We start from the raw sequence: 18,470 nt of genomic DNA on the forward strand, positions 1-18,470 counted from the left end.
CAGCCCCGGGTGCACGCCCTACGCACCTCGGCGCCCCAGCCTCCGTACACGAAGGACGGTATCCACCATGGCGGACACCGCAACCGCCCCGGCGACCGGCCCCGGCACCCCGGCCCCTGTGGCCGAGGCGACCGGCGTCAGCAAGCGGTTCGGCGCGACCGTCGCGCTGCGAGACGCCCACATCTCCATCGCCCCGGGCGAGTCGCACGCCCTGGTCGGTCGCAACGGCGCCGGCAAGTCGACGCTCGTGTCCATCCTCACCGGCCTCTCGCAGCCCGACACCGGAGCGCTGCGCTTCTCGGGCGAGGCGGCCCCCGCGTTCGGCGACATCGACGCCTGGCGCTCCCGCGTCGCCTGCGTCTACCAGCGCTCCACGATCATCGGTGAGCTGACCGTCGCCGAGAACCTCTTCCTGAACCGGCAGAGCGGCGGCCCGCTGCGGCCCATCCGCTGGAAGCAGCTGCGCCGACGCGCCGAGGAGCTCCTCGGCGGGTACGGCGTCGACGTCGACCCTGCCGCCCGGGCGAAAGACCTCACCGTCGAGCAGCGGCAGTTCGTGGAAATCGCCAGGGCCCTGTCGTTCGGCGCCCGCTTCATCATCCTCGACGAGCCCACCGCGAAGCTCGACGGCCGCGGCATCGGCCGTCTCTTCGGCAAGCTCCGCGATCTGGAGCGCCAGGGTGTCGCCTTCCTCTTCATCTCCCACCACCTGCAAGAGGTGTACGACCTCTGCACCACGGTCACGGTCTACCGCGACGCGGCCCACATCCTCACCGCGCCCGTCACCGAACTGGGCCGTCCCGCCCTGGTGGAGGCCATGACCGGCGAGTCCGCCTCCACAGTCACCGCCGGCGCCGCACGCCCCCCGGGCACGCGGGCCGACTCGACGGAGCTCCTGGCGATCGACGGCCTGACACTGCCCGGTGCTTTCGAGGGCGTCTCCCTCTCCGTACGCTCCGGCGAGGTCGTCGGGCTCGCCGGCGCCACCGCCAGCGGCAACGTGCAGGTGGGTGAGGCGGTCGCCGGTCTGCACCGAGCCAAGGGCGGCCGGATCTCGGTCGGCGGCAAGGCCGTACGCACCGGCAGTGTGCCGTCCGCGCTCACCGCCGGCGTCGGTCTGGTCCCCGAGGACCGCCACCACCAGGGGCTGGTCACCAACCGCAGCGTGGCGGAGAACGCGACGCTCACCGTCACCGACCAGCTCGGCCCGTTCGGCACCGTGCTGCCCGCCCGCACCAGGACCTTCGCGCGGCGCATGATCCGGGACCTCGACATCAAGGCTCCCGGGGCCGCCACCCCGGTGTCCGCCCTTTCCGGCGGCAACCAGCAGAAGGTCGTCGTCGCCCGCGCCCTGGCCACAGATCCGCACGTCCTCGTGGCCATCCGCCCCACCAACGGTGTGGACGTCAAGTCCAAGGAGTTCCTGCTCGGCAGGATCCGGCAGGTCGCGGACGGCGGCAAGGCCGCGCTGATCGTCTCCGACGAGCTCGACGACCTGAAGGTCTGCGACCGGGTGGTCGTCATGTTCCACGGGCGGGTGGTGGCCCAGTTCGACCAGGGATGGAAGGACGAGGACCTCGTCGCCGCCATCGAGGGCGTCGCCGGCGACCCGGCTCCCGCCACCACGTCTCCCGCCCCTGCGTCTCCCGCCACCACGTCTCCCCCATCCGCCCCACCCGCCTCATCCGGCGCAGACGAGCACGGAAGGTAGCCATGTCCGCCACCACAGAACTCACCGAGCACGCACCGGGCACGGCGGACACCGCCCGCCGCCGGATCGGCCTCGGGAGCTTGCGCGAACTGTCCCTGGTCCCGGCGATCCTCGTCCTGGGCCTGATCGGGTACATCGTCTCGCCGGCCTTCCTCACCGCCGACAACCTGATCGGTGTGGCTCAGCAGTCCACCGAGCTGAGCCTGCTGGTGCTCGCCACCACCTTCGTCCTGATCGCCGGCCGGATGGACCTGTCCCTGGAGTCCACCATCGGCGTGGCTCCCGTCATCGCCGTGTGGCTGATCCTGCCCGCGAGCGGGGGCCGGTTCACCGGACTCGGCCTCTTCCCCGAGTGGACGGTCGTCCCGCTCTGCCTGCTGGTCGGGGCGCTGATCGGTGCCGTCAACGGCTTCCTCATCCTCAAGCTGCGCCTCAACGGCTTCATCGTCACCCTCGGCGCCCTGACACTGCTGCGCGGACTGCAAGTCGCCCTCTCCGAAGGCCAGTCCATCGTCGAGCTGCCCTCGTCCTTCACCTACCTGGGCAGGGCGTCCTGGCTGGGCGTGCCCGCCGCGATCTGGGTGTGCGCGCTGCTCTTCGCGGTCGGCGGCAGTGTGCTGGCGTGGCTCCGGCACGGCCGGGCGCTGTACGCGATCGGCGGCAATGCCGAGGCCGCCCGCACTGCGGGCATCCGCGTCGACCGCGTCGTGTGGATCGTCCTCGTCCTCGGCAGCATGCTCGCCGCGTTCGCCGGTATACTTTATACGGGGCACTACGGCTCCATTTCCGCCACGCAGGGCAGCGGCTGGATCTTCCAGGTCTTCGCCGCGACCGTCATCGGCGGAGTGAGCCTCAACGGCGGCAAGGGTTCCGTTTTCGGCGCCCTCACCGGCATCCTCACCCTCCAGCTCGTCGTCAACGTCATGACGCTGGCGGGCGTACCGCCCCTGTGGAACCAGTTCCTCAATGGCGCCATCATCATCGTCGCCCTGGTCATCTCCCGGTTCGCGTCCGGCGAGAAGCAGGAATAGCCACGCCCCGCATGCGGCTGCGCAGGCCCCGGCCCCGGTCCGGCCCAACCACCGCCCCGCACCCACCCGGCACTGAGAGGCACGTAAGTGGCACTGACGGACGAGGCGATCGACAAGATCAAGGCGATGATCCTCGACGGCGAACTCGCGCCCGGATCCCGCCTGCCCAAGGAGGAGATCCTCGCCGGACAACTCGGCTTGTCCCGGAATTCGCTGCGCGAGGCCGTCCGGGCGCTGACGGCCATGCGCATCCTGATCACCCGACAGGGCGATGGCACCTACGTTTCCAGCCTGGAGCCCCATCTCCTGCTGGAGAGCCTTTCCTTCGCCGCCGATGTCTCCCAGGGCCACACGGCCCTGCAACTGGTCCAGGTACGCCGACTGCTGGAACCGCAGGCGACCGGACTCGCCGCTGCCCTGCTGACACCGGACGACCTACGGGAACTGCGCGACATCCTCGACAGGTCCCGGGCCGCCACCACCGTGGAGGAGTTCGTCGCCCACGACATCGCCTTCCATCTCAGGATCGTCGAAGCCGTCGGCAACCCCGTGCTGTCGATGCTCCTACGGGTACTCTCCACCCGCACCCAGCGCGTCCGTATCGTCCGCGGCAGCCTGACCCGTCACGCGTTGGACAACGCCCACCAGGACCACGAGCAGATCCTCCGCGCGCTCCAGTCGCGCGACGCCCTGCTGGCCGCCTCCGCCGCGACCGTCCACATCACGGCCGTGGAGCAGTGGCTGGCCGCCAGTCTGAACGACGACCCGCTGCGGGCGATCGACGACTGACCGCCCGGTCTTCCCTCAACCCCCGCGCACCGGTGGCGCCGGCACGCCGTCGTCACGGTGCGGGAGGGGCCGGCAGCCGGGTGGGATCGGCGATGATCTGCCGGACGGTCGACCATGCCGCGCCCAGGACCGGTCCGCGCCGCCCCAGGGCGGAGCGGCGCACCGCGTCCGGGGTCCAGGGCCGGACGGTGACGCGGGCGGCCAGTTCGGCGCGTACCGGTGGGAGGAGCCAGTCGGCGAGTTCGGCGTAGGCGCCGCCCAGGACCAGGGCGTCCGGGTCGATCAGGTTCACCGCCGAAGTGAGGGCGAGGCCCAGGGCCCGTCCCGCCCGGTCCAGGGCGCGCAGGGTCGCGGTGTCCCCGGCGGCCGCCCGCTCGGCCAGCAGGGCCACCGGGTCGGCGACGTCCGCCAGCCCGGCCTCGCGCAGCACGGCCGCTTCGCCCGCGTACTGCTCCAGGCAGCCGCGTGCCCCGCAGGCACAGGGCGCGCCCTCCGGGTGGACGGGCAGGTGGCCGAGTTCGCCCGCGAAGCCGCGGGCTCCCCGGAACAGCTGCCCGTCGATGACGAGGGCGCCGCCGATGCCGGCCTCGGCGGAGACGTGTACGAAGGTCTGCGCGGCCTGCTCGGTGTGCCAGTACTCGGCCAGCGCCCCGAGGTTGGCCTCGTTCTCCGGATCCGGCACGGTGTCGGGGTCGGGCCAGTGGTCGGCGAGGCGGACGGCGTGCCAGCCGAGGTTGGGCGCACGCTCGACCAGCCCGCGCGGCTCGTTCGGCACCACCCCCGGCACGGCCAGTACGCGGCCCTCGACGCGCAGCCCGAGGGCGGCGGCCCCGGACTCCGCCTCGGCGCCCAGCGCGGCGGCCTCCGCCAGCACCTGCCCGGCCGGCCGGCCCGCGTTGGCCCGCTCCACGCGGCGCCACACCCGGGGTTCACCGCGCAGGTCCACGACGCACGCCGCGAGATGGGTGACTCCGATCTCCAGGCCGAGGCCCGCGGGCCCCCGATCGTTCAGGGCCAGCGCCCGTCCGGGGCGGCCGACCCGTCCGCTGGGCGCGGTCTCCGTCTCGGTCAGAGCTCCGCGACCGATGAGCTCGTCGACCATGGAGGAGACGGCCGGCCTGGTCAGGCCCGTGTGCCCGGCGACGTCCGCCCGGGAGAGCGGGCCGTGCGCGGCGACCGCGCCGATCACCACCGTGAGGTTCTGCCGGCGCATCCCCTGCTGTGAGGCGGGCGCGGCCTCCACGCCACCGCTCGCCCTCCCGATCCCCGCCATGGAGCCGACCCTCCTATCGTTGTGCGGGCGGGGCCTCCTGCAGGGCCCGCGCCCGCCGCAGCGTACTGGTGATCCGTTCGAGCGTGTCGTCGTCACGGGGTACGGGCTCCAGTACCCGGCCCCCGGCGGTCCGCCAGCGCCGGGCGACAGCGTCGGCGGGCTCACCCGTGAGCATTGCGGCGGCCTGGGCGGCGGCCCCGAGCGCGACCAGTTCCCGGGCCTCGGGCACCTGAACCGCTCGGCCGGACAGCCGCAGGACGGTCCGCTGCCAGGCCCCGCCGCGAGCTCCGCCGCCGATCAGCAGCAGGGGTACGTCGGGGGCGGGGTTCTCGCCTCCGGCGCGCAGCACGTCGTCCAGGGCCGCGAGCAGGGCTTGGGCGGCGCCGTCGTAGGCGGCCTGGAGGAGCTGTCCCGGCGTGGTGTCGTGGCGCAGGCCGTGGACCAGGCCGGAGGCGTACGGGAGATCGGGAGTGCGCTCACCGTCCAGATGGGGAAGCACCACCACCGTGCCGCCCCCCTCGACGTCCTCGCGGTCGCGGCCGACGAGCGCGGCGAAGCGGTCGACGGCGAGGGTGCAGTTGAGTGTGCAGGCGAGCGGCAGCCAGCCGCCGAGGGCATCGGCGAAGCCGGCGACGGTCCCGCCCGGGTCGGCGGGCCGGGTGCGGCCGACGGCGTAGACGGTGCCGGAGGTGCCGAGGCTCAGCACCGGACGGCCGGGTGTGAGGCCCAGTCCGAGGGCGGCGGCCATGTTGTCACCGGTCCCGGTGGCCACCAGCGCGCCCCGGCGCAGTGGCATACCGGCTCGGACGGCGCCCGCCGGGGCGCCCGGCGGGAGGACCTGCGGCAGCAGCCCGGGGTCGAGGCCGATCCGGCCGAGGACGTCCTGGTCGTAGCCGTCCGGGCCCCACCAGCCGGTTCCCGAGGCGTCACCGCGGTCCGTCACCGCCTCCCCGGTCAGCCGCTCCGTCAGGTAGTCGTGGGGAAGCCGGACGGCCGCGACGCGGTCGGCGGCGGCACGTTCGTTCGCCCGCAGCCAGGCCCATTTGGTGGCCGTGAAGGCGGCTGTCGGGACGCTTCCGGTGCGGCGGGCGAGTTCTGCCGCGCCGACGGCGGCTGTGAGCTCGGCGGCCTGCGGGGCGGAGCGGACGTCGTTCCACAGCAGCGCCGGCCGGACCGGCCGTCCGGCCGCGTCCAGGGTGACCAGGCCGTGCTGCTGGCCGGCGATCGAGACGGCGGCCGCGCGATCCGCGCAGCCCGTCCGCGCCACCGCCTCGCCGAGCGCCCGCCACCACTGCTCGGGATCGCTCTCCCGGCCGGCGCCCTCACTGACGGTGTGTGCGGCGCGGCCCTCGCCCACGACGGCGCCCGTATCGATGTCGACGGCGAGGGCTTTCGTGGACTGGGTCGAGCTGTCGACACCGATCACGACACGCTGAGCAGACATGCGTTCCTCCGGTGGGGTTCCTTCTGGCGTCTCGGCATACTAATTTGTTTTTCGTCATTACAAATAGCCCTCGGCCCAGATCCGGAGCGCCTCATGACCAGCGACCCGCTCGTCCCCACCCCCGCGCACAAGTTCACCTTCGGCCTGTGGACCGTCGGCTGGCAGGGCCGGGACCCCTTCGGTGACGCCACCCGGCCCGCCCTCGACCCGGTCGAGTCCGTGGAGCGGCTGGCCGCACTCGGCGCCTACGGCGTCACCTTCCACGACGACGACCTGATCCCCTTCGGCGCCGGGGACGCCGCACGCGAGCAGACGGTCAAGCGCTTTCGCACCGCCCTGGACACGGCCGGGCTGAAGGTGCCGATGGCCACCACCAACCTCTTCACCCACCCCGTGTTCAAGGACGGCGCCTTCACCGCCAACGACCGGGACGTGCGCCGGTACGCACTGCGCAAGACGATCCGCAACATCGACCTGGCCGTGGAACTGGGCGCCTCGGTCTACGTCGCCTGGGGCGGCCGCGAGGGCGCGGAGTCGGGCGCGGCCAAGGACGTGCGCACCGCCCTCGACCGGCTGAAGGAGGCCTTCGACCTGCTGGGCGAGTACGTCGAGAACCAGGGATACGACCTGCGCTTCGCGATCGAACCCAAGCCCAACGAGCCGCGCGGCGACATCCTGCTGCCCACCATCGGCCACGCCCTGGCGTTCATCAACGAGCTGGAGCGGCCCGAGCGGGTGGGCCTCAACCCGGAGGTCGGCCACGAGCAGATGGCCGGGCTGAACTTCCCGCACGGCATCGCCCAGGCCCTCTGGCACGACAAGCTGTTCCACATCGACCTCAACGGCCAGACCGGCATCAAGTACGACCAGGACCTGCGCTTCGGTGCGGGCGACCTGCGCCAGGCCTTCTGGCTGGTCGACCTTCTGGAGTCGGCCGGCTACGACGGCCCCCGTCACTTCGACTTCAAGCCTCCGCGTACCGAGGACTCCGCCGGCGTCTGGGCCTCGGCGGCCGGCTGCATGCGCAACTACCTGCTCCTGGCGGAGCGTGCCCGCGCCTTCCGGTCCGATCCGGAGGTCCAGGCCGCGCTCGCCGCCTCCCGGCTGCCCGAACTGGCCCTCCCCACCGCCGAGGACGGCCTGGCCGGGCTACTGGCCGACCCGTCCGCCTTCGACGAGTTCGACGTCGACGCCGCCGGCCGCCGCGGCATGGCCTTCGAACAGCTGGACCAGCTCGCCCTCGAACACCTCCTCGGCGCCCGCTGAGCCGGTGCACCCAAGAGCCGGGCCGTGACGTTCCACGGCCCGGCTCCGCCATGCGGGAACCGCCAGGGGGCGGTGACCCTCGACCGGCCGCCCGACCGGCCCGGCCCGGCCGGCTCAAGCCGGGTAGGCGAAGGAGGCCTCCCGGGTGCCGGCGGGCCTGGCCTGAACGGTTCCGGCCTGTCCGCCGAACCGCAGCTGCCAGGGATGCGGACTGTCGGTGCTCACGTGGAGGCGGTCGCCCTGACGGCGCAGGCTGAAGCGGGCCGTCTCACCGGGGCCGTCGGTGCGTGGAATCACGACGGTGCGCTCGGCGCCGTCGGCGAAGGCGTGCACCCGCAGTTCGACGCCGTCCGCCCAGGCGGAGACGGGGTGCTGGTCGTCGGCGGCGAGCGGGATGACCGAGTCGGGGCGGGCCAGCAGCGGCAGGGTGTGGAAGCCGTGCTGTTCGCGGACCCAGCGCGGACCGGTGATCTGAGCACCGGTCAGGACGTTCGTCCACGTTCCCTCCGGCACGTAGTAGTCGACGGTGCCGTCGTCGGTGAAGACCGGGGCGACGAGCAGGTCGTCACCGAGCAGGTACTGCCGGTCGAGCGCGGCGGCGGCGGGGTCGTCGGGGAATTCCAGCACCATGGCGCGCATGACGGGGATGCCGGTGGCGTGGGCCTGCTGGGCGGCGCGCTGGAGGTAGGGAGCGAGGCGGTGCTTGAGCAGCGTGAACTCCCGGGTGACCTCGACGGCCTCCTCGCCGTAGTCCCACGGGACGCGGTAGGACTTGCTCCCGTGCAGGCGGCTGTGCGAGGAGAGGAGGCCGAACTGCACCCAGCGCTTGAACACGGCCGGGGTCGGGGTGCCCTCGAAGCCGCCGATGTCGTGGCTCCAGAAACCGAAGCCGGACAGGCCGAGGGAGAGCCCGCCGCGCAGTGACTCGGCCATGGCGTTGAAGTGCGATTCGCAGTCGCCGCCCCAGTGGACCGGGTACTGCTGGCCGCCGGCGGTGGCGGAGCGGGCGAAGAGCAGCGCCTCGCCCTCACCGCGTTCTGCCCGCAGCAGCTCGAAGACGGCCTGGTTGTAGAGGTGGGTGTAGTAGTTGTGCATCCGCTCCGGGTCGGAGCCGTCGTGCCAGACGACGTCGGTGGGGATGCGCTCGCCGAAGTCGGTCTTGAAGCAGTCCACGCCCTGGTCCAGCAGGGTGCGCAGCTTCCCGGTGTACCAGTCCCGGGCGGCGGGGTTGGTGAAGTCCACCAGGGCCATGCCGGGCTGCCACAGGTCCCACTGCCACACGCTGCCGTCCGGGCGGCGCACCAGGTAGCCCTCGCGCATGCCCTCGGCGAACAGCGCCGACTTCTGGGCGATGTAGGGGTTGATCCAGGCGCTGATCCGCAGTCCCCGCTGCTTGAGGCGGGCGAGCATGCCGGCCGGGTCGGAAAAGGTGTCCGAGTGCCACTCGAAGTCGCACCACTGGTATTCGCGCATCCAGAAGCAGTCGAGGTGGAAGACGCTCAGCGGGATGCCGCGCTCGGCCATGCCGTCGACGAAGCGGTTGACGGTGGCCTCGTCGTAGTCGGTGGTGAAGGAGGTGGTCAGCCACAGGCCGAGCGCCCAGGCCGGGGGCAGGGCGGGACGACCGGTGAGGGCCGTGTAGCGCTCCAGGATCTGCTTGGGGGTCGGGCCGTGGACGACGAAGTACTCCAGCGACTGGTCCTCGACGCTGAACTGCACCTGGCCGACCGACTCGGAGCCCACCTCGTAGCTGACCTTGCCGGGGTGGTTGACGAAGACCCCGTACCCCTGGTTGGTCAGGTGGAAGGGGATGTTCTTGTACGCGTGCTCGCTGTTGGTGCCGCCGTCGGCCTGCCAGATGTCCACGACCTGCCCGTTCTTGACGAACGGGGTGAACCGCTCCCCCAGCCCGTACACCGACTCTCCCACGCCCAGTGAGAGTTGCCCGAGCATGAAGTGCCGGCCGGCGGCGTCGGTGACGAAGCCCGTGCCGCGCTCTCCCACGGAGGTCAGCATCCGCCCGTCGGCGGTGAACTCCAGGTGCCACGGCTGGGAGGTGTCCACGCGCAGCGACAGCTCACCCGCACGGAGCTCGACCACCGTGCCGTCCCGGAACACCTTTCCCACATCCGGTTGAGCGCCGGGCAGCGCGAACTCCGGCCCGCGCGGCACCGTACCCGCGTGGTGGGTGACGCGGACCCCGATCACGCCCTCGGCCGGCGACCAGCATTCGATCGTCAGCAGCGCGCTGTTGAGCATGCCGCTGCGGCCGCGTACGTGCTTCACCGGTGTGTAGAGGGTCATCCGGTGCTCGTCCGCCTGGACGTCCGCGACCTCGGTGGCGTAACGCGCGGTGACGCCCGGGCGCATCAGCCAGTAGCCGTCGGTGAACTTCATCGGGTTGCTTCCTCCGTCCGCGCGTGGTGCGCGGTGATCAGGCCCCGGTACCAGTGGTAGCTGTCCTTGGGCGTTCGGGTCAGGGTGTCGTAGTCGACGTGGACCAGGCCGAAGCGCCGGCCGTAGCCGCGCGCCCACTCGAAGTTGTCCAGCAGTGACCAGACGTAGTAGCCGCGCACGTCCACCCCCGCGCGGATGGCGTCCGCGACCGCGGCGAGGTGGTCCGCGAGGTAGTCGATCCGCTCGGTGTCGTGGACCCGTCCGTCGGGGCCGGCGGTGTCCGCCTCGGCGGAGCCGTTCTCGGTGATCCAGACCGGCGGACTCTCCGGGTAGCGGGCACGCAGTCCGCGGAGCAACTCGGTCAGCGCGTCCGGGACCACGGGCCATCCCATGGTGGTGTGCCGGGTCCCGTACGGGTCCAGCTCGGTGACACCGATGTCCACGGCGGTGCGCAGTGCGGGGTCGTTCGCGCGGTGGGGCGCGGCGGCGACGGTGATCGGACGGTAGAAGTTGACTCCGAGGAAGTCCAGCGGGGCGCCGATCAGCTCCAGATCGCCCGGCAGCCGCCAGGGACCGTCGGCGAGGCCGCCCCAGGTCTCGGCCTCGTGGGCGGGATATCGGCCGGCGAGGAGCGGCTCGGTCCAGACTTCGTTGTGGAGGACCTCGGCGCGGCGCAGGGCCGCTCGGTCCTCGGGCAGAGCGGAGGCGGGATGGATGCGGTCGAGGTTGAGTGAGATCCCGACCTCCTGGGCGCCCGCGGCGCGCAGCTCCCGTACCGCGAGGCCGTGGCCGACCAGCAGGTGGTGTGCGGCTGCCGGCGCGCCGCGGCCCTCCTCGGCGCCGGGCGCGTGCCGCCCCTCGGCGTAGCCGACGAAGGCGGAGCAGTACGGCTCGTTGAGGGTGATCCAGCGCTCCACCCGGTCCCCGTAGCGCTCGGCCGCGAGGGCCGCGTACTGCGCGAACGCCTCGGCGGTCTCCCTGACGCGCCAGCCGCCGCGGTCCTCCAGGGTCTGGGGCAGGTCCCAGTGGTAGAGGGTCACGGCGGGCGCTATTCCGGCGGCCAGCAGGTCGTCGATCAGGCGGTCGTAGAAGTCCAGGCCCTTGGGGTTGACCGGCCCGGTTCTCCGGGGCAGCAGGCGGGGCCAGGAGATCGAGAAGCGGTAGCTTTCGGCGCCGAGCCCGCGCAGCAGGGCGACGTCCTCGCCGTGGCGGTGGTAGTGGTCGCAGGCCGTATTGCCCGTGGCACCGTCGAGCGTACGGCCGGGGGTGTGGCTGAAGGTGTCCCAGATGGACGGACCGCGGCCGTCCTCGTCGTGGGCGCCCTCGATCTGGTAGGCGGCGGTCGCCGCACCGAAACGGAACCCGGCGGGCAGTTCCGGGAAGGCCGGGGCGCTCATGGGCGGTACTTCATGGGTCTGTCGGGCTCCTCGGTCTCGGGGGCGGCGCTCAGTACGTGGGGCGGCCGGGCGCGCGGGGCTCAGTACGTGGGGCGGCCGGGCGCGCCGGCCGCCCACGCGCGGGCGGCCCGGTCCGGTGGTACGGGGGCGGTCAGACCTCCGGCGCCAGGCCGCGCTCGCGCAGCCAGGCCAGTTGGACGGGCGGGTTGGAGCCGCAGCCGCCTCCGTGGTCGCCGAACGGCCACACGGTCATGGTGCGGTCCTCGCCCGCGTAGTGATTGAAGGCGGCGTAGACGGTGGAGGGCGGGCAGACGGGGTCCATCAGGCCCACGCTGAACAGCGTCGGCGCGGTGGCCCGCCGGGCGAAGTGGACGCCGTCGAAGTGGTCGAGGGTGGCGAAGGCCGGCTCCACGCGGTGGCGGCTGTGCCAGCGCAGGTACTTGGCGATCTCCTGGTACGGGCCGTCGCCGCACATCTCGGCAGCGCGGCGGAAGTGGCACAGGAACGGGACGTCCGGCATCGACGCCGCCACGAGGTCCCCGGCGAGACCGGCGACGGCGAGCGCCAGACCGCCGCCCTGGCTGCCTCCGGCCACCACGATCCGACGGCCGTCGAGTCCGGGCAGCTCCGCGACCGCGTCCACGGCCCGCACGCAGTCGGTGATCAGTCGCCGGTAGTAGTAGTGGTCGGGAGAATCGATGCCGCGGGTCATGAAGCCCTCGACCCACTGCGTACCGTCGCCCACGCCCCGGTCCGGGGTGTCGTGGCCCTGGCCCCGGCTGTCCACGACGAGTTGGGCGTAGCCCGCGGCGGACCAGACCAAGTGGTCGGTGGGCAGTCCCCGACCGCCGCCGTAGCCCATGTAGGTGACGACGACCGGGAGCGGTCCGGCCGCGTTGCGCGGGCGCAGCAGCCAGGCGGCCACCGGCTCGCCGTTCCACCCGGGGAAGCGCACGTCGTCGACCTCGACGGTGTGCAGCAGGTGCTGGGCGGTGACCCGTTCCGCCTTGACCGCTCCGCCGTGCGACCGGGCTTCGGCAAGGGTCCGCTGCCAGAAGGCGTCGAAATCCGTCGGGTCGGACAACTCTGGTCGGTAGTGGACGAGTTCGTCTACGCCTATATCGGTGAGCGGCATGGTGGCTTCCTCCGGTCGGAGAGCTGACGAGGTGACAAGGTGGCGGAGCAGCTTGGCGGCCGCAGGGAGCCGCGCCCCGCAGGTCCGGGTACTGGTGCGGGGAGAGGTGGCGGCCCGCCCCCCCCCCGGACGGGCCGCCGGTCTCGCGGGTGCGGGCCTCAGGCGGTCGCGCCGGACGTCGTGAAGCTGAAGGCGGCCAGCCGGAAGCCGCCGTGCAGCGTCAGCCGCAGGTCGTGGACGCCGGCCGACGGAGCGGCGAGCTCGGCGGCGACGGTGGTCCACGTGTAGCGGCCGCCGGTGACCGGGACACCGATCTCGGCCAGCAGCCGGTCACCGGTCCGGAGTTCCAGCCGCGCCTTCCCGGAACCCGCGCACTCGAGGGCGGTCTCGGCCTCCGCCCGGACCGCCCCGGAGAGATCGACCTCGCGGAAGAGGAGCGTCGCGGGCCGCGCCGGATCGGCCGGAGTCACCGCGTCGCCGCTGGTGCGGGTGGCGTCGACGATGGTGGTGTCCGCGTGGTCGTCGAAGTCGACGGCCAGGGTTCGACGCCCGACGACCACGCGGGGCTCGGGGGCCGGCCCGGTCACCGTGAGGCGTGCGGTGAGGACCGGGCGCTCCGCGGAGCGGCCGGCGGTGATCTCGTATCCGCCGGGGTCGACGGTGAGGGCGCCGGTCGCGGTGGACCAGTGGGCCAGCCGGTCGGCGGGGAGCGAGAACCTCAGCTCCCGGCTCTCGCCCGGCTCCAGGCGGACCTTCCGGAAGTCGGCGAGGCGCCGCCGGGGGGCCTCGTAGCGGGCGTCCAGCGCCCGGACGTAGAGCTGGACCACCTCGCTGCCCGTCCGTCGGCCGGTGTTGGCCAGTGTCACCGTGACGTCCACCGAGCCGTCCTGGCCGATCGACGGCTGCGACATTCTCAGGTCGCGGTAGGCGAAGTCGGTGTAGGACAGCCCGTGGCCGAAGGGATAGAGGGGCGCGGCCCGGTGGTACTGGTAGGTCCACCCGGCCTTGATGATGTCGTAGTCGAGGGGGTCCGGCAGCGGGTCCTCGCCCCGGTACCAGGTCTGCGGCAGGCGGCCTGCGGGCTCGGCCTCCCCGAGCAGCACCGCGGCCAGCGCGTGGCCCGTCTCCTGTCCGCCGTGGGAGGTCCACACCACGGCGGGCAGGTGCTCGTCGGCCCAGTCGACGGCGTACGGGTAGCTGCTCATCACCACCAGCGCCGTCTCGGGGCAGACGGCCGCGACCGTTCGCAGCAGTGCCTCCTGCGTCTCCGGCAGGTCGATGCCCGCGCGGTCCTCGGTCTCGCGGCCGTTGACCATCGGGTGGTTGCCGAGGACGACCACTACCGCGTCGGCCGTCTCCGCTGCCGCCCGCGCCCGGGCCGCGCCGTCGCGCAGCAGCTTCCGCTGCCAGCGCTCGGCGGCGTCCGGGGTCAAGGCGGTGGCGGTCACCCGGCCGTCGACCGGGTCCACGGCGGCGTAGCGTCCGGTGAGCACGGAGCGCAGCAGCACCACACCGTCCCCGGCCGGTTCGAACCGGAAGGTCTCGTTGACCTCCCAGCTCTTGAGTACCTCCTGGTCGGCCACCAGCGAGTCGTCGCCCTTGAGGCTCAGGTAGCGGCCGGTGCCGGCGGCGCGCAGGGTCAGTACGCCGCGGCCCCAGTCGGCCGCATCGAAGGCGGTCTTGCCCAGCAGTTCCCCGGTGACCGTGGAGCGCAGCTCGATCCGGTCGGTGCCCTCCTCGCAGACCACCTCGCCGCCGTGGACACCGAGCGCCTCGGCGAGTCCGGCGGTGACGCTGACCTGGTAGGGCATGGTCCCGCTGTACCAGTCCTCGCACAGCGTGTCGGCGAGTGGGCCGATGACGGCGATCCGCGGCGTCCGTGCCGCGTCGAGCGGCAGCAGGCCGTCGTTCTTGAGCAGCACCACCGACTCGGTCGCGGCATGCCGCGCCAGCTCGCGGTGCTCGGCGCAGTCGATGACCTCGGGCCCGATGGCGGCGTAAGGGTCCAGCTGGGGGTCGAACTCGCCGAGCCGGAATCGGAGTTCGAGCTGCCGCCCGACGGCACGGTTCACATCGGCCTCGTCGATCAGGCCGCGCTCCAGGGCCTCGCGCAGTCGGCCCACCGGCGTCGCGCTGTCCTCGCCGTGGTCGGTGAAGCTGTCGATGCCCGCCTTGAGCGCCGCCGCATGGGACTCGGCGTGGTCGTCGAAGTACTCCTCCGGGTCGACCAGGTTGGACGGGGCTTCGGCGTCGCTGACCACGAACAGCTCGTGGCCCGTCGGCTCCGCCCAGCGGCGCAGTTCCGCCTCGATGAGCGGGCTCACGTGGCAGGGACGGCCGTTGACGAGGTTGTAGGCGGCCATGGCGCCGGTCGCGGCGCCGGATGCGACGGCGGGGCGGAAGGCGGCCAGGTCGTACTCGTGCAGCACGCGCGGGCGCAGCCCGGAGGAGGTGGTGCAGCGGTCGTCCTCGTTGTTGTAGGCGAGGAAGTGTTTGAGCACCGGGGCCGCCCGCAGGTAGGCCGGGTGGTCGCCGGACAGGCCGCGGCAGTACGCCTCCCCGAGACGGCCGGTGTGCACCGGGTCCTCGGAGTAGCCCTCCTCGTTGCGCCCCCAGCGCGGGTCGCGCAGCAGGTTCAGCACGGGCGCCCAGGCCTGGAGGCTATGGGGAGCGCTGCCGAGGACGGGCGGGCGGTGGTGGTGGAAGGCGCGCAGTTCGGTCGAGACCGCCTCGGCGACCCGGTGCACCAGTTCCTCGTCCCAGGTTGCGCCGAGGCCGACGGCCTGCGGGAAGACGGTCGCCACCCCCAACCAGGAGACCCCGTGCAGGGCCTCGCTGCCGGTTCGGAAGAAGCCGACGCCGAGGCGCGGGACCGCCGGTGCGCACTGGTGCAGCATCGCGATCCGCTCCTCGAGCGTGAGCCGTTCGAGCAGGTCGTCGACACGCTTGCGCAGCGGTAGGGCCGGATTGCGGAAAGGAGGCGGATCGGCTGCGGTCGCGGACAGGGAACTCACGTGAAAACCCCTCGGCAGGCTGGGCGTCATGACCATTCATCGAAGCGCTTCGACGCTGACATGAACGAGTGTCACTGTCAACCGCCCCTGGCACAAGCAGTTGTTGCATTGATTCACGCTCTACAGAACCCATATCCTGTGGGCAAGTTAGGCCATGGAATCTAAGCGCTTCGACACGTCAATGGGAAGGGACCGGCGGACGCGGACTCCAGGGCGATGCTTGCGTACGCGGGCTCGCGACGTACGCGACGTACGGGCGACCGGAGCGGTCGGTCGGCGAGCCGTCGAAGTGGCTTCCTGTAGCCATGGGGTCCGGACCCCGCTTGCTCCGGTCCGTCGGCGTGGCGGGGAGGCCGTGTCGTCAGGCTCGCACCGCTGGCGGCCGGCAGGGCGGCTTCGAACGGCCCGCCTGAGCCGGCGACCTCGAAAACCCTCGTGGTGCTGGTCATCGCGATCCTCCAGGAGCTGCGCGGACGGCGGCGGGCCGCATCGTACGGGCTGGAGCCGCTGCCGGCCGGGCCGTTTCTGGTGAAGCTCGGCGCGATCACCGTGGCCGTGGTGGCCTTCACTCTGCTGCTGGCCAGCTATCACGGGGTGCCGATCGCGCTGCTGATCCTCCGCGTCCTGCTGGTCGGCTTCGACTACGTGATGCGCAACTCGATCCCGGGCCGGCGCACCTACGCCATCGGCGGGAACGAGGCGGCGGCGGCCCGGAGGCCGACCCTGCCCCTCCTCGGCTCGGCGCCGCCGCCCGCAGGAGGAGGGGCGAGTCGCCTACCGGGAGCCCTCCTCCTGCGGCTCCGCTCGCGCGTCGACGATCCGCTCGAAGAAGAACTCGTGCTTGAGGAAGGAGACGTCGTACTCATGACCCGGGTACGGCGGGATCAGCTGAGCGGCCTGGATCAGCCGCCAGCCCGCCCGGAGCGCCGCCACCCCCGACTCGTACGGCGGCTCGTCGCCGTCGCCCGTGGTCGGCGACGTGCGGCCCGTACCGTCGTACAGCGACCAGCCCACGACATGGGCGTCCAGCGCCGAGGTGGCCAAGTACAGGACCAGCACCTGCTGCCGCAGCACCGGCGCGGCGCCTTGCGCCCGCTCGGGGAGGATCGCTCCGGTCGTCATGCCTGTGCCTCCGCGGGGCGGTTGGAGACCCTGGTCACCCAGTGGTCGAGGTCGAAGTCCTCGTCGCCGGTCAGCACCCGCCACAGCAGGATGCGGTTGTACCGCTCCAGTCGGCCGGTCGCCCCCTCGTACCACGGGAACATCGTGTCCAGCTCCGCCGCCACCTGTGGGTCTTCGAGGTCCGAGGTGTTCCACAGGCGCTGTTGACGCACTCTGGGATTGAAGCGGATCTTGAACATGTAGCGCATCGCGTCGCTGTCGTTGCGCCGGCCCCCGTGCCAGAGACCGTGGTGCAGAAACACCACCGTCCCGGCCGGGCAGACCAATCGGTCCTGGCCGCGCAGGTTCTGGTAGCGGCCGGTGTCGGACTCGTTGATCCGCCGGAGGTGGCTGCCCGGCACGGTGAGCGTTCCGCCCATCTCCAGCGTCACCGCCTGCGGAAAGTACATCAACTGCACGTCGAAGGCGTCCGGCCGGACGTCGATGATGGCGTCCCCGTGCAGCGGCTGCGCTTCGCCGCCGTGAGGCTCCCGGGTGTGCACGAAGTGATGGTCCACCCACGGCTCCGGGCCCACGAGGCTGTGCAGGGCCCCTGCCACCTGCGGAAGCTCCAGCAGCCGACGGACGAAGGATCCCTCCGCATAGGCCTCGGACAGCGGCGTCCCGTACCGCACCGGCGGCACACCCTCGGCCAGTACCGCCAAGCCCTCGGTGTTCATTTCGGCGGGGACCGCCGCGTCCAGTCGCAGCGACCCGCGCGCCACGAACCGTGCCATCCGCACGGAGTCGAGTAGTTCTTGTCTCTTCTTCACGTCGTTCACGCTAGGCCCGCCGGCCGCGCGTCGCGTGGGCCACGTTCACCCTCCAGTGGTCGATTCTCACCACGGTGCCCGGCACGCGGGCTCGAGGGTCGCGACCCCGAAGCGGGCTTGCGGGCACAGTGGTAGAACAGGTGACCATGCACACGGCCCTCGCCCACCTTGACGAGCCGCCGGCTCTCGCCGCCGTCGGCATCGGCGTGCACGGGCCGGCCGGACAGGTGGACGTGTTCTCACTGCCGGACCTCTGGCAGCTCCATCTGTACGACTACGAGGCCGATTTGACGGTGAATGGCACTCCGTATGCGATCCGCCCCGGCCGGGTCAGCCTCGTTCCGCCCGGAGCCGAGGTCCGCTATCACTACCGCGGCCGCTCCCCCCACCTCTACGCACACCTCCGCCTGGGCTCAGGCGGAATCCCCCGCCGGGTTCCGGTGGTCCAGGACGCCGGCCCCGATCTCGCCCTGCTCACCGCCCAGTTCCAGCAGGCGCTGGCCGCCTGGCCGAACACCCCGGCACGGGCCGCTGCCGAGGTGTGGGCCGCTCTGTGGCGGGTCGCCCAGCTCGCCCCTCCACGGGAGCGGAACGCACGGGCCGTTCATCCGGCGGTCGCAGCCGCCGTGGCCCTCATCGAGGCACGGCTGGGGCAGCCGCTGAGGGTGCCGGACATCGCGGCGGCGGTCGGCGTCTCCCACAACCACCTGACGCGGCTCTTCCACACCGCGACGGGGGAGACGGTCGTCGGCTACATCCGCGCCCGGCGCATGGAACGGGCGCGCCACTTCCTGCAGGCCACCACGCTCTCCGTCCCCGCCGTCGCCGCGACGGTCGGCATTCCCGACCTGCAGGCGTTCAACAAGGCCTGCCGCCGCGCACTCGGAGCCTCTCCGCGCGGCATCCGCGGCACCCAGCCCCCTTCGCCGCACTCCCCCGCCCCATGAGCGGACCCTTCGGCAATCTTTTCGCATCCTGCGGCAACCCATTCGCATCCGGCGGCGACCAAGGAGTGCACCTCGACCCGAATCTTCGAACGGACGGACATGCAGACTGCACGGCAGGCCGCGCGGCAGCGC

The 18,470-nt window shown here is 72.3% G+C and carries 13 protein-coding genes; 5 read left to right on the forward strand and 8 right to left on the reverse strand.

Annotation, left to right across the window (positions count from 1 at the left end; translation table 11 throughout):
- Positions 1 to 67: 67 nt before the first annotated feature.
- From OTB20_RS37110 to OTB20_RS37120, 3 genes are all read left to right on the forward strand, one after another.
- Positions 68 to 1,711, forward strand: coding sequence for a sugar ABC transporter ATP-binding protein (locus OTB20_RS37110; RefSeq protein WP_267824348.1), 1,644 nt, complete (start codon positions 68 to 70; stop codon positions 1,709 to 1,711).
- Between the two features lie 2 nt (positions 1,712 to 1,713).
- Positions 1,714 to 2,742, forward strand: a complete 1,029-nt coding sequence (locus OTB20_RS37115) for an ABC transporter permease (protein WP_267824349.1) — start codon at positions 1,714 to 1,716, stop codon at positions 2,740 to 2,742.
- A gap of 87 nt (positions 2,743 to 2,829) precedes the next feature.
- Positions 2,830 to 3,531, forward strand: coding sequence for a FadR/GntR family transcriptional regulator (locus tag OTB20_RS37120; protein ID WP_267824350.1), 702 nt, complete (start codon positions 2,830 to 2,832; stop codon positions 3,529 to 3,531).
- Between the two features lie 52 nt (positions 3,532 to 3,583).
- Here OTB20_RS37120 and OTB20_RS37125 read toward each other — a convergent pair whose 3' ends face one another.
- Together OTB20_RS37125 and xylB are read right to left on the reverse strand one after the other, a co-directional pair.
- The gene (locus OTB20_RS37125) at positions 3,584 to 4,804 is read right to left on the reverse strand and encodes an ROK family protein (protein ID WP_267824351.1); all 1,221 of its coding nucleotides are present in this window, start codon (positions 4,802 to 4,804) and stop codon (positions 3,584 to 3,586) included.
- Between the two features lie 13 nt (positions 4,805 to 4,817).
- Positions 4,818 to 6,248: a xylulokinase gene (gene xylB / locus OTB20_RS37130; RefSeq protein ID WP_267824352.1), complete on the reverse strand. Its 1,431-nt coding sequence runs from the start codon at positions 6,246 to 6,248 to the stop codon at positions 4,818 to 4,820.
- 93 nt (positions 6,249 to 6,341) lie between these two features.
- On the opposite strand from xylB, the gene xylA reads away from it, so the two are divergent.
- The gene (gene xylA, locus OTB20_RS37135) at positions 6,342 to 7,514 is read left to right on the forward strand and encodes a xylose isomerase (RefSeq protein ID WP_267824353.1); all 1,173 of its coding nucleotides are present in this window, start codon (positions 6,342 to 6,344) and stop codon (positions 7,512 to 7,514) included.
- Positions 7,515 to 7,628: 114 nt separating this feature from the next.
- Here xylA and yicI read toward each other — a convergent pair whose 3' ends face one another.
- The 6 genes from yicI to OTB20_RS37165 all read right to left on the reverse strand — a co-directional run bounded on the left by yicI (position 7,629) and on the right by OTB20_RS37165 (position 17,355).
- Positions 7,629 to 9,911: an alpha-xylosidase gene (gene yicI, locus OTB20_RS37140; RefSeq protein WP_267824354.1), complete on the reverse strand. Its 2,283-nt coding sequence runs from the start codon at positions 9,909 to 9,911 to the stop codon at positions 7,629 to 7,631.
- Complete coding sequence (locus tag OTB20_RS37145) at positions 9,908 to 11,308, reverse strand: GH1 family beta-glucosidase (RefSeq protein ID WP_267824355.1); 1,401 nt, start codon at positions 11,306 to 11,308, stop codon at positions 9,908 to 9,910. The genes yicI and OTB20_RS37145 overlap by 4 nt, the downstream gene beginning before the upstream one ends.
- Before the next feature lie 151 nt (positions 11,309 to 11,459).
- Entirely contained in the window at positions 11,460 to 12,443 is a 984-nt protein-coding gene (locus OTB20_RS37150; protein ID WP_267824356.1) for an acetylxylan esterase, read from the reverse strand.
- A 158-nt stretch (positions 12,444 to 12,601) separates the two neighbouring features.
- Positions 12,602 to 15,457: a glycoside hydrolase family 3 protein gene (locus OTB20_RS37155; protein WP_267824357.1), complete on the reverse strand. Its 2,856-nt coding sequence runs from the start codon at positions 15,455 to 15,457 to the stop codon at positions 12,602 to 12,604.
- Between the two features lie 774 nt (positions 15,458 to 16,231).
- Positions 16,232 to 16,579 carry a hypothetical protein gene (locus tag OTB20_RS37160; protein WP_251072784.1) on the reverse strand — a complete coding sequence of 116 codons (348 nt, stop codon included), beginning with the start codon at positions 16,577 to 16,579 and terminating at the stop codon, positions 16,232 to 16,234.
- The gene (locus OTB20_RS37165; RefSeq protein WP_420716568.1) at positions 16,576 to 17,355 is read right to left on the reverse strand and encodes a phytanoyl-CoA dioxygenase family protein; all 780 of its coding nucleotides are present in this window, start codon (positions 17,353 to 17,355) and stop codon (positions 16,576 to 16,578) included. Before OTB20_RS37165 ends, OTB20_RS37160 begins: the two co-directional genes overlap by 4 nt.
- A 182-nt stretch (positions 17,356 to 17,537) precedes the next feature.
- On the opposite strand from OTB20_RS37165, the gene OTB20_RS37170 reads away from it, so the two are divergent.
- On the forward strand, positions 17,538 to 18,338 hold the full coding sequence (locus tag OTB20_RS37170) for a helix-turn-helix transcriptional regulator (protein ID WP_267824374.1): 801 nt from the start codon (positions 17,538 to 17,540) through the stop codon (positions 18,336 to 18,338).
- The last annotated feature ends 132 nt before the right edge of the window (positions 18,339 to 18,470 follow it).

The organism is Streptomyces sp. H27-H1 (assembly GCF_026627445.1).
Taxonomy (GTDB): Bacteria; Actinomycetota; Actinomycetes; order Streptomycetales; family Streptomycetaceae; genus Streptomyces.

Bases quoted from the DNA above. Each gene is read 5' to 3' on its own strand.
- OTB20_RS37110 (WP_267824348.1), top strand. From the start codon at position 68: ATGGCGGACACCGCAACCGCCCCGGCGACCGGCCCCGGCACCCCGGCC.
- OTB20_RS37115 (WP_267824349.1), top strand. From the start codon at position 1,714: ATGTCCGCCACCACAGAACTCACCGAGCACGCACCGGGCACGGCGGAC.
- OTB20_RS37125 (WP_267824351.1), bottom strand. From the start codon at position 4,804: ATGGCGGGGATCGGGAGGGCGAGCGGTGGCGTGGAGGCCGCGCCCGCC.
- xylB (WP_267824352.1), bottom strand. From the start codon at position 6,248: ATGTCTGCTCAGCGTGTCGTGATCGGTGTCGACAGCTCGACCCAGTCC.
- xylA (WP_267824353.1), top strand. From the start codon at position 6,342: ATGACCAGCGACCCGCTCGTCCCCACCCCCGCGCACAAGTTCACCTTC.
- yicI (WP_267824354.1), bottom strand. From the start codon at position 9,911: ATGAAGTTCACCGACGGCTACTGGCTGATGCGCCCGGGCGTCACCGCG.
- OTB20_RS37145 (WP_267824355.1), bottom strand. From the start codon at position 11,308: ATGAGCGCCCCGGCCTTCCCGGAACTGCCCGCCGGGTTCCGTTTCGGT.
- OTB20_RS37150 (WP_267824356.1), bottom strand. From the start codon at position 12,443: ATGCCGCTCACCGATATAGGCGTAGACGAACTCGTCCACTACCGACCA.
- OTB20_RS37160 (WP_251072784.1), bottom strand. From the start codon at position 16,579: ATGACGACCGGAGCGATCCTCCCCGAGCGGGCGCAAGGCGCCGCGCCG.
- OTB20_RS37165 (WP_420716568.1), bottom strand. From the start codon at position 17,355: ATGGCACGGTTCGTGGCGCGCGGGTCGCTGCGACTGGACGCGGCGGTC.
- OTB20_RS37170 (WP_267824374.1), top strand. From the start codon at position 17,538: ATGCACACGGCCCTCGCCCACCTTGACGAGCCGCCGGCTCTCGCCGCC.